Origin of the sequence: Jeotgalicoccus sp. WY2 (assembly GCF_018437745.1) — a bacterium.
Lineage (GTDB): Bacteria > Bacillota > Bacilli > Staphylococcales > Salinicoccaceae > Jeotgalicoccus > Jeotgalicoccus psychrophilus.
This window is the reverse complement of sequence record NZ_CP049818.1, coordinates 1,463,289-1,475,507: the sequence shown is the minus strand read 5'-3', so window position 1 is coordinate 1,475,507 and position 12,219 is coordinate 1,463,289. Positions and strand designations below refer to the sequence as shown.

15 protein-coding genes and 1 pseudogene are annotated in these 12,219 nt (G+C 40.1%); 4 read left to right on the top strand and 12 right to left on the bottom strand.

Annotated features, from left to right (window positions below; translation table 11 throughout):
* Positions 1–86 precede the first annotated feature (86 nt).
* Positions 87–650: an immunodominant staphylococcal antigen IsaB family protein gene (locus G4D76_RS08585; RefSeq protein WP_213809668.1), complete on the top strand. Its 564-nt coding sequence runs from the start codon at positions 87–89 to the stop codon at positions 648–650.
* 37 nt (positions 651–687) lie between these two features.
* On the opposite strand, the pseudogene G4D76_RS08580 reads toward G4D76_RS08585, so the two are convergent.
* From G4D76_RS08580 to G4D76_RS08570, 3 genes and pseudogenes are all read right to left on the bottom strand, one after another.
* A pseudogene (locus G4D76_RS08580) lies at positions 688–1,574 on the bottom strand (DMT family transporter).
* 83 nt (positions 1,575–1,657) lie between these two features.
* A complete protein-coding gene (locus G4D76_RS08575) occupies positions 1,658–2,356 on the bottom strand; it encodes an AraC family transcriptional regulator (protein ID WP_213809667.1) in 699 nt (232 codons plus the stop codon).
* Positions 2,357–2,528: 172 nt separating this feature from the next.
* Entirely contained in the window at positions 2,529–3,263 is a 735-nt protein-coding gene (locus tag G4D76_RS08570) for a glucose 1-dehydrogenase (protein ID WP_213809666.1), read from the bottom strand.
* Positions 3,264–3,378: 115 nt separating this feature from the next.
* Between G4D76_RS08570 and G4D76_RS08565 the strand changes: the two genes are divergently transcribed.
* Positions 3,379–4,011, top strand: a complete 633-nt coding sequence (locus G4D76_RS08565) for a TetR/AcrR family transcriptional regulator (RefSeq protein ID WP_026859432.1) — start codon at positions 3,379–3,381, stop codon at positions 4,009–4,011.
* A gap of 55 nt (positions 4,012–4,066) precedes the next feature.
* Entirely contained in the window at positions 4,067–4,543 is a 477-nt protein-coding gene (locus tag G4D76_RS08560; protein ID WP_213809665.1) for a glutathione peroxidase, read from the top strand.
* Positions 4,544–4,594: 51 nt separating this feature from the next.
* Here G4D76_RS08560 and G4D76_RS08555 read toward each other — a convergent pair whose 3' ends face one another.
* The 4 genes from G4D76_RS08555 to G4D76_RS08540 all read right to left on the bottom strand — a co-directional run bounded on the left by G4D76_RS08555 (position 4,595) and on the right by G4D76_RS08540 (position 7,827).
* Entirely contained in the window at positions 4,595–5,986 is a 1,392-nt protein-coding gene (locus tag G4D76_RS08555; RefSeq protein WP_250130309.1) for an efflux RND transporter permease subunit, read from the bottom strand.
* A complete protein-coding gene (locus G4D76_RS08550; RefSeq protein WP_213809664.1) occupies positions 5,970–6,194 on the bottom strand; it encodes a hypothetical protein in 225 nt (74 codons plus the stop codon). Before G4D76_RS08550 ends, G4D76_RS08555 begins: the two co-directional genes overlap by 17 nt.
* A 5-nt stretch (positions 6,195–6,199) precedes the next feature.
* Entirely contained in the window at positions 6,200–7,063 is an 864-nt protein-coding gene (locus G4D76_RS08545; RefSeq protein ID WP_213809663.1) for an efflux RND transporter permease subunit, read from the bottom strand.
* Between the two features lie 128 nt (positions 7,064–7,191).
* Positions 7,192–7,827: an efflux RND transporter permease subunit gene (locus G4D76_RS08540; RefSeq protein WP_213809662.1), complete on the bottom strand. Its 636-nt coding sequence runs from the start codon at positions 7,825–7,827 to the stop codon at positions 7,192–7,194.
* A 142-nt stretch (positions 7,828–7,969) separates the two neighbouring features.
* Here G4D76_RS08540 and G4D76_RS08535 point away from each other — a divergent pair, with 142 nt between their 5' ends.
* A complete protein-coding gene (locus G4D76_RS08535) occupies positions 7,970–8,551 on the top strand; it encodes a TetR/AcrR family transcriptional regulator (protein WP_184283395.1) in 582 nt (193 codons plus the stop codon).
* 80 nt (positions 8,552–8,631) lie between these two features.
* Here G4D76_RS08535 and G4D76_RS08530 read toward each other — a convergent pair whose 3' ends face one another.
* The 5 genes from G4D76_RS08530 to G4D76_RS08510 all read right to left on the bottom strand — a co-directional run bounded on the left by G4D76_RS08530 (position 8,632) and on the right by G4D76_RS08510 (position 12,204).
* The gene (locus G4D76_RS08530; RefSeq protein ID WP_213809661.1) at positions 8,632–9,090 is read right to left on the bottom strand and encodes a dihydrofolate reductase; all 459 of its coding nucleotides are present in this window, start codon (positions 9,088–9,090) and stop codon (positions 8,632–8,634) included.
* A 71-nt stretch (positions 9,091–9,161) separates the two neighbouring features.
* Positions 9,162–9,878 (bottom strand): ABC transporter ATP-binding protein, encoded by a 717-nt coding sequence (locus tag G4D76_RS08525; protein WP_213809660.1) that lies wholly within the window; start codon positions 9,876–9,878, stop codon positions 9,162–9,164.
* Positions 9,865–10,989, bottom strand: a complete 1,125-nt coding sequence (locus tag G4D76_RS08520; RefSeq protein WP_213809659.1) for an ABC transporter permease — start codon at positions 10,987–10,989, stop codon at positions 9,865–9,867. The genes G4D76_RS08525 and G4D76_RS08520 overlap by 14 nt, the downstream gene beginning before the upstream one ends.
* A complete protein-coding gene (locus G4D76_RS08515) occupies positions 10,986–11,696 on the bottom strand; it encodes an ABC transporter permease (RefSeq protein ID WP_213809658.1) in 711 nt (236 codons plus the stop codon). Before G4D76_RS08515 ends, G4D76_RS08520 begins: the two co-directional genes overlap by 4 nt.
* Before the next feature lie 22 nt (positions 11,697–11,718).
* Positions 11,719–12,204 carry an ABC transporter permease gene (locus G4D76_RS08510; protein ID WP_213809657.1) on the bottom strand — a complete coding sequence of 162 codons (486 nt, stop codon included), beginning with the start codon at positions 12,202–12,204 and terminating at the stop codon, positions 11,719–11,721.
* Positions 12,205–12,219 lie beyond the last annotated feature (15 nt).

Here is a 12,219-nt window from a genome sequence, read left to right as displayed (position 1 = left end):
TTCTTGTTTTTGGACATCAATTGCAGTTCATAGAAAATTATGCAACAATTAAAACTTAGCAATAACACTTTAGGAGATGATTCCAAATGAACATGCACAAGTTAGTTAAAGTGCTGGCATCAGCGGGAATTGCAGCTACTGTCGTGACAAGCGCACATGTTGCAAGCGGCGATGACGGTATAAATACAGTCGAAGCAGCAGAATCTAAAAGTTCAAATTATAAATATCAAGGCGATACAGGATATGGAGATGGAAACTTCCTTCTCAACGATGCCCTTATTAAAACACTGGAAGAAGACGGTGAGCTGGCATTCAACGGACATACTGTTGAAGCTTCAAAAGACGATTATGAAACACGTGCAGATAAAAAATCCAAGTTTGTAGAGGAACATGATCAGAAATTCACCCTGCGGGACGGAACAGCAACTAAAGTCGTTTTCCCAATTCAGTCTGAAAAGTTATCAATTGACGAAGTAACTGAGGCTTACGGAGATGACTACGAAACAAAAGACAGTAAGGATGGTAAGTACGAAACATATGTATATAAATTAGGTGATCAGAAAGATGATGCTAAGAAAAATGTAATCGCATTTAAGGTAGAAGATGGATATATAACACAAGGTACGATAGGTTACAGCAAGTCTTATTAAAGAAAAAAGCCAGGACAAATAATTTGTCCTGGCTTTTTTATACTTTTTCAGTTTTTAGATGTCGAGGTTTCCTCGATGCCAGAATCAGCACACCGATACCGAGCAGCACGAGTACCAGCCCAAACCACGATATGCTGCTCATATATTCTCCGAGGAAGAACACACCCAGTAAAGTAGCGGTAAGCGGTTCTCCAAGTGAAAGAGTCACAGCAGTTGAAGAGGAGACATTAAATAAACCTATTGCAAATAAATAGTATGCAATTCCTGTCGCTACAACTCCCAGGTGCAGGCCGACAATCATTCCTGCCTGACTGAACCCCATGCCATATCGAATATAAACAGGAAAGGTGACAGGAGCAGACCACTCAGAGTAAATACTACTGCGACTGCCGGCAGAGGAGACATCCTCACAACGACGTCTTTATTGACGATCGTATAACAGGCAAAGGCGAATCCTGCTCCTAATGCTAATAATATTCCAAATGGATCTGCCTGCACCGATTCCTGATTTGAAAAAAGTAAAATGACACCTGTTACTGACAGCAGTGTCGACAGCCACCAGATGTTTGCAGGTTTCTTTTTCAGAAACAGCATTTCTATAATTCCTGCCAGCATCGGCGCACTGCCGATTGCAACGACCGTGCCTATTGCTACACCGGTAATTGAGACTGCTGAAAAAAATAAAGGTTGATATAAAGCCATACACAGCGATGCAATGAGCGTTGCTTTAAGCGGCAGATCTTTCAAATTGAGCTTACCTGTAATCAGCACGACAATCAGTAAAAATAAACCGCCGATAAACAATCTGGCAGCACCGATTGCCACAGGATGTGCTGAATCCGGTGCCAGCTCCTGGACAGTTCCCGTTGTTCCCCAGAGCATTGCAGCCAAAAGAATAAGAAGCGGAGCAACTTGCTGTTTCAAAGAAAATCACCTCAGTATAATTTATGTTACAGATATCTTATACAATTACGTGATGATTTACTTTACTGCCGGCAACATGTTATTTACCATTTCTTAAGCTTTTTGAATACATGGGGCGACATACCCTCATTTTTCACAAACCAGCGTGTAAATGAAGAGATATTCAGAAAATCCATTTCTCCGGCTATTCTTGTGATCGACCAGTCTGTCGCTGTCAGCATATGTTTGGCCTCTTCCCGGCGAAGTTCATTTATATATACTTTTACACTTTTCCCGGTTTGCTTTTTAAACCATTTTGAATAATATGCCGGATGATAATTTTCAATTTGAGCCAGTGTTTCCAGGCTGAGCCTCTGTCTATAGTTTTTGTTGATATAGTCAATAGACAAGGGCATTTCAGTTTTAAGTTTTCCTGTTATATAATTTGTTAAATTAACAATAGATGATTCATTATCATGACGGTTTATTTCTGCTGCAAGCAGCTGCTTTACAGCTGACCATTCATTGTTCATCTCCGTATACATATCATCAGTTTGTTCAGGCAGCATCCGTTCTGGTATATCCAGAACTAAAAATTCATTTCTGCCGGGAGAATGGAATACGTGATCGGTGTAGGGGGCAAGGTAGAAACAGTAATCTGGCGTTAATTTAATTTGCTGATTCATCGTCTTCAAATCCATAGAGCCGTACAAGGGAAATAAGAATTGTCCATATGCATGGTGATGAGCTGTGACGGCTTCGGTATAAATTCGCGTTTCACATGTAACATTTTTATTTTTCAATGTAATAACCCCTCTCTAAAAATTCAGCAGTTATGCAGCGTTTCTATCATCAAACCATATATTATATTAAATACTATTTTCATATATCACTTTTTACAAAAAAGAGACCTGAACATTTTACTTAAAAAATGGCCGGGTCTCCTGTTATATTTTAAATTAAAGTAAACTTCAATTACATAGCTGTTAAGCCGCCATCAATGATGAATTCTGAGCCTGTAGAGTAGCTTGACTCATTTGACGCAAGAAACAGTACCATATTTGTAACTTCTTCCGACTGAGCCATGCGGCGCATCGGGATATGTTTCGCAAATTCCTTAATCTGCTCTACTGCGTCACCTTCAGTAACCATCGGCGTTTCAATAACACCCGGATGTACTGAGTTCACTCTGATACCAAGGTGTCCGACTTGTAAGGCAGCAGCTTTCGTCAGCCCTCTGACAGCAAATTTAGAGTCTGTATAGCCGACTGCTCCGCCGACAATTCCGTTCATCGATGAAATATTCACGATTGAACCGCCTTCAGCTTTTTGCATTGATGGCAATACCGCTTTAATCCCGAGGAAGACAGAAACCTGATTAATATCGATAATTTTTTTATAGTCTTCAACTGACATATCAAAGATACTCTTGCTCATGCTGATTCCTGCATTATTTACCAGTACGTTAACCGGTCCGAAAGCCGCTTCTGTTTTTTCAACAACTTCTTGCCATCCCGCTTCATCAGTCACATCGTGTTTTACAAATAATGTACTATCACCAAGCTCCGAAGCAAGTTTCTCTCCAACTTCTTCGTTTATATCCGTAAATACAACTTTAGCGCCTTCTTCAACGAAACGACGTACGTGTGATTCTCCCATACCTCTAGCTCCGCCTGTAACAATAGCAACTTTGTCCATTAATCTTGTCATCTTGCATTCCTCCAATTATGATAGTCTAACTATCAATATTATTATAACGCTAATTTATCTGATAGGCTAATATTTAGCCATGTATTATAATTAATAATTGAAAGGGGAAGATTCTATGTCAAAACAGCTGGAAAACAAAGAGCGCCGTACACAGGCGATTGTCGATGCTGCCGAAAAACTGCTGATTGAAAGCACTTGGGACAGCGTGCAGATGCAGGATATTGCAAATGAGGCAGAAGTCGGGGTCGCAACACTTTTCAGATACTTCCCGAAAAAACAGATGCTTATTATCGCTGTTGCCAATCAAATATTGTCAGAAGAGCTCGATTTCTATTGCAGCATCAACCGGCAGAGTAACACTGGTCTTCAAAAAGTAGAATCTATTTTTCAAAGAGTCAACAGACTGGGCAACCCGGAAGCACTGAAAAAATCAAAATTTATTGATATATTCGAATCAAATATTGGCGAGCTTGAAAACTTCGTAACAGAAGCTGAAGAATATTTTAAGATACGTAATGATATTTCTAATATTGTCAGCCGGATAGTAAGCGATGGCCAGGCTGATAAAACATTGCCTTCAGGTGAAGGTATTACCGATGAAATTATGACGATGATTAACAACTACAGTCTGTTCGCACGAAAACTTGCACTGATGAAAAATATTATGACTTTGGAAAAACATCCAGGCACAGACGTCCAATTAAAAATTATGCATGACATGTATATGGAACGTTTGAGAAGTTTATAAAATTGTTATTTTTCACTTTCAAACGGGTATACAAATTAAAAAGGCGGGATAATCAATGAACAGTATTTATGATATAGAAGTTGAAAATAAAGACCATAGCACTTATAAGCTTGATAAGTACAAAGATCATGTAATAGTCATAGTAAACACAGCAACAAAATGCGGTTTAAGCGGACAGTTTGACGGACTTGAAAAACTGTATCAGCAATATAAAGATGAGAAGTTTATCATTCTAGGTTTCCCATGTAACCAGTTTGCCAATCAGGAGCCGGGCAGCGCGGAAGAGGCTGCTGAGTCTTGCAAAATTAATTACGGGGTTACTTTTCCCATTCATGAAAAAATTAATGTCAACGGCGACAATGAACACCCGTTATACACTTATTTAAAAGAACAGCAGGGGGGATTGCTCGGCAGTAATATCAAATGGAACTTCACTAAATTTGTTATAGACAGAAACGGTGAAGTCGTAAAAAGATTCGGACCTAAGGACGAACCCGAGAAAATGGACAGACTTATACAGGAACTGCTGTAACAATATAAAAATGCCTTACCGGAGTTGTTCCGGTAAGGCATTTTTCATTTACTATTTTCTATTGTTATTATTTTTCATTTTATCGATTAATCTTTGCATCTCATCGATATAATTTCTTTCCTCTTCTTCTTCATTCACTTCGTCAATACTCATATGCTCTCTCTGCTCTTCTTTACGTTTCTCAGCATCGATGTCTTTTTGAGTAATGACTTCACCTTCAGGCGTCATATACTTCTTATGCATGTTGCGTGTTTCTTTGTCGATATAGCTGTAAAAGATCGGAATTACAAACAGTGTAAAGAACGTACTGCTGACGAGTCCGCCGATGACTACTGTCCCCATAGGTGCAATCATCTCTCCGCCTTCACCGATACCCATTGCCAGCGGCAGCATACCAAGCGCTGTTGTCAGTGCTGTAATAATAATCGGACGGAAACGGTGCCGAACACTGATTTCGAGCGCTTCAATTGTCGGAATACCTTTTTCTTTCTGCTGATTTGTATAGTCAACAAGCAGTATGGAGTTGTTGACTACTATTCCGAGCAGCATAATAATACCGACGAATGACACAACACTTAACGGGCTGTTTGTAAGTACCAGTGCCGCCATGACACCGACAATACTTAACGGCATTGCCATAATAACGATAAAGGGATGTCTAAATGATTCAAACTGTGCAACCATAACCAGGTAGATAAATACTACACCTAAGACGATTGCGAGCAGCATTTGAGGAATCGCATCCCCAAGCATTTCTAGATCTCCACCGACAGAGTAGTGTGTATCTTCGCTGAAGTCCGCGGCTGAAACTATATCTTCGACGTGTGTCCCCGCTTCATTGAGAGACATATCTGAAGAATAAGTTACTGTCAGCTCACTTGTTTCTTCCTGGTCGTTGCGCGTAATTAACGGCAGCATTTCAGTTTCTTCAAGTTCTGCGACTTCGCTGATTGGAACGTACTCACCTTCAGCATTTGGAATCTCAAGTGTTTCAAAATTCGATACGCTGTCGAGATACGTATCCGGATATTTCACGTTGATAGAAAGATAATCATTATTTGCTTCCACAGTAGAAGCTTCCACTCCATTTGAAGCTTCGTATAATGCCTGACCGATCTGGGCCGGCTGCAGGCCGTTTTCACGTGCTGCATCTCTGTCGACTCTGATCTGCATTTCTTCAACCATATCTTCACGGCTTGAAGCTACGCTGTCGATACTGCCGTCTGCTTCCAGCTCTTCGATAATAGTCGCTTCTGATTCTGCTAAACGTTCAGCGTTATCATCAGATACTCTCAGCATCAGAGTGTTCGGCTCAGAACTTATGCCGGACTGTGACATCGGAATGACGTTGATTTCTGCTGATTCATCAAGTCCTTCTATCTCATCTTCAATATTGCTTATAAATTCATTAGTCGTAACATTACGATCAGCCTGGCTTACCAGTGTCGCTGTAATACTCGCTTTTTTGTTTTTCTTCCGACATCGACATCATCGGCTGCAGAGAACCGACGTTGCTTAAGTACATTTCTACTTCAGAGTAATCTTCCAGCTGATTTTCAATGCTTTGTACTGTTTCAAAAGTATCTTCATAAATTGTGCCTTGTTCTTTTTCAATTTCAATTGTTAGGGCACCTTCATCGCTTTCAGGCATTAATGTCATACCCTGATTGACGATTCCGAAATACCTGCTGCCATAAGCAGTACAGTGATTATCATTACTAAGAGACGGTGCTGTAAAGTCCAACGCGTAAACTTAGTCAGTAATTTCATGTACGGTCTTTCGCTGCGTGCTTTTTCAATATTCTCTTTAGGCGCATCTAAAATACGGCTCGAAATCATCGGCACTACAGTTAACGCGACGAATAATGAAGCAAACAGACTGAAAACAACTGTAATTGCCAGCGGTGTGAATAACTGTCCTACAAGGCCGCTGACGAAAACAACCGGTGCAAACACTGCTGCAGTTGTTAATGTTGATGCAATAATGGCTGAAGCGACTTCTTTTGTTCCGTCACTCGCTGCTTTCTTAGGATTTTTACCCATAGACAAATGTCTGTATATATTTTCTATTACAACGACAGAGTTATCGACCAGCATACCGATACCGAGCGCAAGACCGCCGAGTGTCATTAAGTTAATGCTGATGTTTGTAAAGAATAACAGCGCAAATGTTGTAATAACTGAGAATGGTATCGCAAGACCGATGATTAACGGTGCTTTCAGATTTCTAAGGAAAGCAAACAGTATAATCATCGCGAGTACCGCACCGCTAATCAGTGAAATGTACACACTGTTAATCGCGAGGTCGATATATTCACCTTCATCGTAAAGTGTTTCAACAGTTAAGTTGCTGAATTCATCTTCATCGAGTTTTTCATCGAGTACTTCATTGAATTCACTATTTACGTTTGATGCATTTGCATCGGATGCCAGCATAACGTCAATAGAAAGTGCGTTATCCTGATTCAGTCTCGTAATTGAATTGCTGTCCTGTTCTTCAACAGACATCTGCAATATCATCCAGTGTCAGCGTCCCGCCTTCCGGCAGATCCGCAATAACCAGTTCGCGCAATGTTTCAACACCGTCGATATTACTTACTGTACGAGTTGAAATCGAGGTGCGGCTTTCTGTATCAACTATAGTTGCGTTAGGAATAGATATTATTCGCTTCTATAAGTCCCGCAACATCGCTTTGGGTCATATTAACTTCAGATAATGCATCGACATCCAGGTTAACCTGAATTTCTTCGACGACAGTACCATTTTGAGATATCGAAGCGACACCTTCAATGTTTTCTAATTCAGTGACTAAGCTATCGACCTGCCCCTGGTAATCACCGACATTTTCACCGCTTGAAGTAACTGCCATCTGGATACTCGGCATCATTGATATATCAAACTCAAGGAATGCAGGATCTCCTGCCTGTTCAGGCAGCTGAACGCTTTCGAGCGCTCTCGTTATATCACTTTCCACTTCATCAATTGTCATATCATAACCAAATTCTAAAATAACAACTGAAGAACTTTCCTGTGACTGTGACGATATATTCGATAGTCCGTTAATGGATGACAATTCCGATTCGATCGGTTTCGTGACATCCTCCATTACTTCCTCAGGACCTGCCCCCTGGTAAGTAGTTGCCACTGCCGCAATCGGCGGCTGGATGTTTGGCATAAGCTGGAGTGGAAGTCTTGTTAAAGAGACAATTCCGAGCAGCATAAGTATAATCATAACGACGATTGTAAATTTAGGACGTCTTATGGAAAAATCCGATAGTTTCAAATTGAGTACTCTCCTTATATATTGTTTATTTGTTTAAGCCGACAACGTGTTGTATAATCCCTTATAATCATAATAAAGTAGTTGAATACTATCAATAAACAATAACCGGTAATGTGTTGAAAAATAGAAAGAAGTGTCTAAAATGAGTCAAAGAGATGTGACCAGAAACAACCTGATAGAAGCATTTTGGGATATTTATAAAATAAAACCTCTGTCAAAAATTACCGTTAAAGAGATAACAGATAAAGCAGGATATAACCGCGGAACATTTTATACATACTTCAGTGATATAAATGAAATTTTGACTCTGCTTAAAGAAGGCTTAATCCCGACAAGAGATATGATTATCGGTCCGCTGATGATGCTCGATAAAAACGGCGGCAATATTTTCGATACGCTGGAGCGGACGAATGATTACGTCAAAGAACACAGTGATAAAATTTCAGTTCTGATTGGACCTGAAGGTGATCCCAGTTTTGTTCACGAATTTAAAATGCGTATCAGAATGATTATTATGGATTACGTTTATGAACTTAAAATTAAAGAACCTGAAAAAATCGAGTACATTATAGAATATCAATTATCAGCTCTTATCGGTATGTTTCAATTATGGCTGGAGAAGAACGGGGAAGTTGATGAAATAATTCTGGGTAATTTCGTTGAAGATATTTCGAATCAGGGCGTTACAACCTTAATGACTTCCATGCTGAATAATAAGGAGTAAATCAACCCCCGGAACTGTTTCTCAGTTCCGGGGGTTTAAGCTGCAGTTATTATTTTCTTCTCCATAATTCGAAAGTATGTTCATATAAATTTTTTTCCAATAATACCTTTTTCAGTTTTAACCAGTTCAAACTTATCATAGTCAAATTTTTCATCGAAATACGTATCGCCTTCAAATGTGTCATGAATGACCGTGCGGTATAATTCATCGACTTCATCTTCGAACATTCTAAATAATACAGCACCGCCGATAATATAAAGATCTTTATCACCAGTCTGTTCAAGTTCAAGTATTTCTTCTTTAGAGTGAACTACTATTGCCCCCGGTGCTTCATAATCCCGCTGTCTTGTTAAGACGATATTCCGGCGGCCGGGGAGCGGTCTGTTCGGAATTGATTCATAAGTTTTTCGGCCGGTCACCATGTCGCCCCGCATCGTTATCTTTTTAAAAAAGGCAACATCAGCAGGCAGACGCCAAGGCAGTGCATCACCTTTACCGATTAGCCTGTTCTCATCTTCTGCCCAAACATAAGCAAGCATATACATCTCTCCTTTGAAACTAAAACTGTTGTTATAAATGTCATACCCTAATGCAGGATGAATCATTCATTTTATAAAAACCCTTCACACATAAAGTTTATAACACTATGCATTATAAAATAACGCATAGTGTTATTTATATATTCCGCAAGTAAGTCTTTGTAGAATGAGTCTTTTCCGATAATAACAACACGGTCGCATAAGTCTTTAATTTCATTCATATCATGAGATGTATAAATAATAAGTGTATCGTTGTTCTTCGCATGAGTTTTTAAAAACTCTCCAATTTCTATCCTCGATTTTAAATCGATACCGGCAGTCGGCTCATCCAGCAGCAGAAATTCAGGATTATTTATTAAACTGATAGCCAGGTTTAATTTCCGCTTCATACCCCCGGATAATTTACTGACTTTAGTATCGTGTCTGTCGAGCTGTATGTCATTCAGCAGCGTTTTCAATTCATGCACAGATTTCTTAGCAGATGACAGCTTTTGAAAGAACTTCATATTTTCAATGACAGTTAAATCTTCCCATATAGCAATATCCTGAGGTACATATCCGATAACTGTTCTGTGTGCTTTAAAATACTTTTTGTATGGCTTGCCGTTTAAATAAAGTTCTCCGCTATCAGGTTTCGATAAGCTTGCTAAAATTTTCAGCAGTGTTGATTTACCTGCACCATTCTCACCAACGAGCCCGATAATTTCTCCCTGTTCTGCGGACATGCTGAAGTCTTCCAGTACGCGGCGCTTACCATAACTTTTATTTACCGAGTTAACTTCCAGCATTGTTATCCCTCCAAATCCATATGAGCATTAAAACTGATATTAGAATAATCCATGGAATATTAAGTCCATTCGCTAAAAACATCTGCACCGGGTGCACCGACGACATTAAAGACAGTCCTGTCAGTGAAATAATGGCAGGCATAGCGAGTTGAAGTGCCAATAGAGCAATCGTTAATGCCACGGCTGCCTGATATAATTTCATCGGGGATTTTACAGAAATGGCCAGTAAAAATGCAATGACATTTATAACAATCCGGTACATGACGAGAGACAGAAAACTAATATCCGCTTCCAGTACTTCTTTTATCACCACATAAGTAACACTGTCTATTATCAACATCACAGCGGTCATAAGAACTAACGTCAGCAGCATAAACTTCGTATATGAATGCTTCATAAAATTAAATCTGACCCTGGCACTGCTGATAGTTTCACGTGTAACAAAATCGAACGTAAAAATAGTTACGGTGAACGTAATATAAGCCCAAACCATCCATGGATGAAAGGCTGGTGTTTCTTCGATATCAGCCGATTCTCCAAGGAAATAAAATGTCTGTTGCAAGAGATTCGTATCTGTTTCTGTACGTTTGCGTTCAGCTGCTATATCTTCAGCAGTCACAGCTGTCTCATCCAGCAGATTATTCTGCAGCTCCAGCACATAATCAACAGTCGTGTATTCACCCATCTGCTCCTGCACGAGCGAGGCTGCCAGTTCTTTTGCCGGTTCGTAATAGATCGAGCGGTCTGTATAATACGTTTCAATTAAGTCCCTGCGCTGACCTTCACGTATTTTTTCTGCAAAGTCTTCCGGCAGTATAAACACACTGTCCAGCCTGTATTGCTCCAGCTCTCTTATTGCAGCTGTGCTGTTTTCTGTATTAAATACTTCAACCGCCATAAATTCACTGCTCTTAAGCCCTTCTATAAAGATATTTGCTTCTGCACTGCTTTCATGGACAACTACTGCTGCAGGCATTCTGAAGTCTTCTCTGGTGTTGTTAAACACATTTGTAACGACGAGTGTCAGCAGCACTGGCACAATGAGCCACAACGATATTTTAGGAAGCTGCCGCTTTATGAGCAGCCATCTCGCATATATCATATCTATCATAAGAATCGACGCTCCTTCAGGACACTTAAAACGAGCAGCAGCACTGCAGCTATCCCGAATGTCGCTATCATAATATCGATCTCCATAGTAAAGCGGCCGTTTAATATAATTTCTTCGATCCAGGATAGTGATTGATAACTGTACATATAATCAAAAAATGTATCCAGATAAATAGGAAAGTATATTCTCGGAATGATACTGCCGGCGAACAGTATAATCATGAGCAGTACCGCAAGCTGAACCACCATACTGATTTTAAACGATGGAAGCAGCCAGTCGATAATAATCATAATCATCGCTGTAATAAATATGTGAAGAGCAATCAGAATAAACAGCCTCAGCAGATTTTCTGACTCCAGGTCAATACCACCGAACGTTAATACTCCATATGTGAAAAGGGCAGAAGCCACCGTGACAATTATGCCGGTTGAAAGCACTCTCGCAAGGCCTTGAGCAAGATGCGTTACTCCGAACACCTTCATCCGGTCTTCCAGGTTACTGCTTATGTCCCGCATTAAAGCAATGTACAGCATATACACCCAGACAGTCATTATAATGAACAGGCCATTCACGATAAAATACATATTTCCCGCGCTGATATTCTGCGCTTTTTGATGTTCATCCATCAAAGTATCACTCGAGAGCACCTGAATAAACTGGCTCACAAACTCTTCGAAAATTAAGTTCTGCCTTGCCTCATCAGTCATGCCGAATTCACGGGCATAATGATTAATCGTTAATATTGGCCTGTGAATTCCGGATATGTCTGACGACTGTATCAATTACGCTGCTGATTACATAACTCTCCAGCTGCATATCCGGGTTGCCGACGACAATCAGTTCACTTGATTCCCCCTTCATCATTTTTTCCGTGAATTTCCCGGGGAATATTATATATGAAACAAGTGTATCGTTTTCAATCATCAGTTTTGCTTCAGATTCCGATACTTCAATAATCTCAAGTCCATCCGCTGCCTCAGCTGAGCCTGCGAGCGCCGAGACAATCACAGCAGTCTCGTCACTGTCATCCAGATTTACAAGGCCGACAGACATTTTAGCCGCCTCATCAAACGACAGGAGTGAGCTGAGCATCCAGATTATCAGTCCGATAAAAATAACCGGTGAAATTAAAATAAGAGGAAGTGTCAGCCACTTCCTCTTAAGTCTGCTGATGTCGTTAGCGATGAATACAAATATATGCTTCATTATTCTCATCGCTGACGCATCCTT

Bases quoted from the DNA above. Each gene is read 5' to 3' on its own strand.
- G4D76_RS08585 (WP_213809668.1), top strand. From the start codon at position 87: ATGAACATGCACAAGTTAGTTAAAGTGCTGGCATCAGCGGGAATTGCA.
- G4D76_RS08570 (WP_213809666.1), bottom strand. From the start codon at position 3,263: ATGACAAGATTAATGGACAAAGTTGCTATTGTTACAGGCGGAGCTAGA.
- G4D76_RS08565 (WP_026859432.1), top strand. From the start codon at position 3,379: ATGTCAAAACAGCTGGAAAACAAAGAGCGCCGTACACAGGCGATTGTC.
- G4D76_RS08560 (WP_213809665.1), top strand. From the start codon at position 4,067: ATGAACAGTATTTATGATATAGAAGTTGAAAATAAAGACCATAGCACT.
- G4D76_RS08550 (WP_213809664.1), bottom strand. From the start codon at position 6,194: ATGCCTGAAAGCGATGAAGGTGCCCTAACAATTGAAATTGAAAAAGAA.
- G4D76_RS08545 (WP_213809663.1), bottom strand. From the start codon at position 7,063: ATGATATTGCAGATGTCTGTTGAAGAACAGGACAGCAATTCAATTACG.
- G4D76_RS08535 (WP_184283395.1), top strand. From the start codon at position 7,970: ATGAGTCAAAGAGATGTGACCAGAAACAACCTGATAGAAGCATTTTGG.
- G4D76_RS08530 (WP_213809661.1), bottom strand. From the start codon at position 9,090: ATGCTTGCTTATGTTTGGGCAGAAGATGAGAACAGGCTAATCGGTAAA.
- G4D76_RS08525 (WP_213809660.1), bottom strand. From the start codon at position 9,878: ATGCTGGAAGTTAACTCGGTAAATAAAAGTTATGGTAAGCGCCGCGTA.
- G4D76_RS08520 (WP_213809659.1), bottom strand. From the start codon at position 10,989: ATGATAGATATGATATATGCGAGATGGCTGCTCATAAAGCGGCAGCTT.
- G4D76_RS08515 (WP_213809658.1), bottom strand. From the start codon at position 11,696: ATGACTGATGAGGCAAGGCAGAACTTAATTTTCGAAGAGTTTGTGAGC.
- G4D76_RS08510 (WP_213809657.1), bottom strand. From the start codon at position 12,204: ATGAGAATAATGAAGCATATATTTGTATTCATCGCTAACGACATCAGC.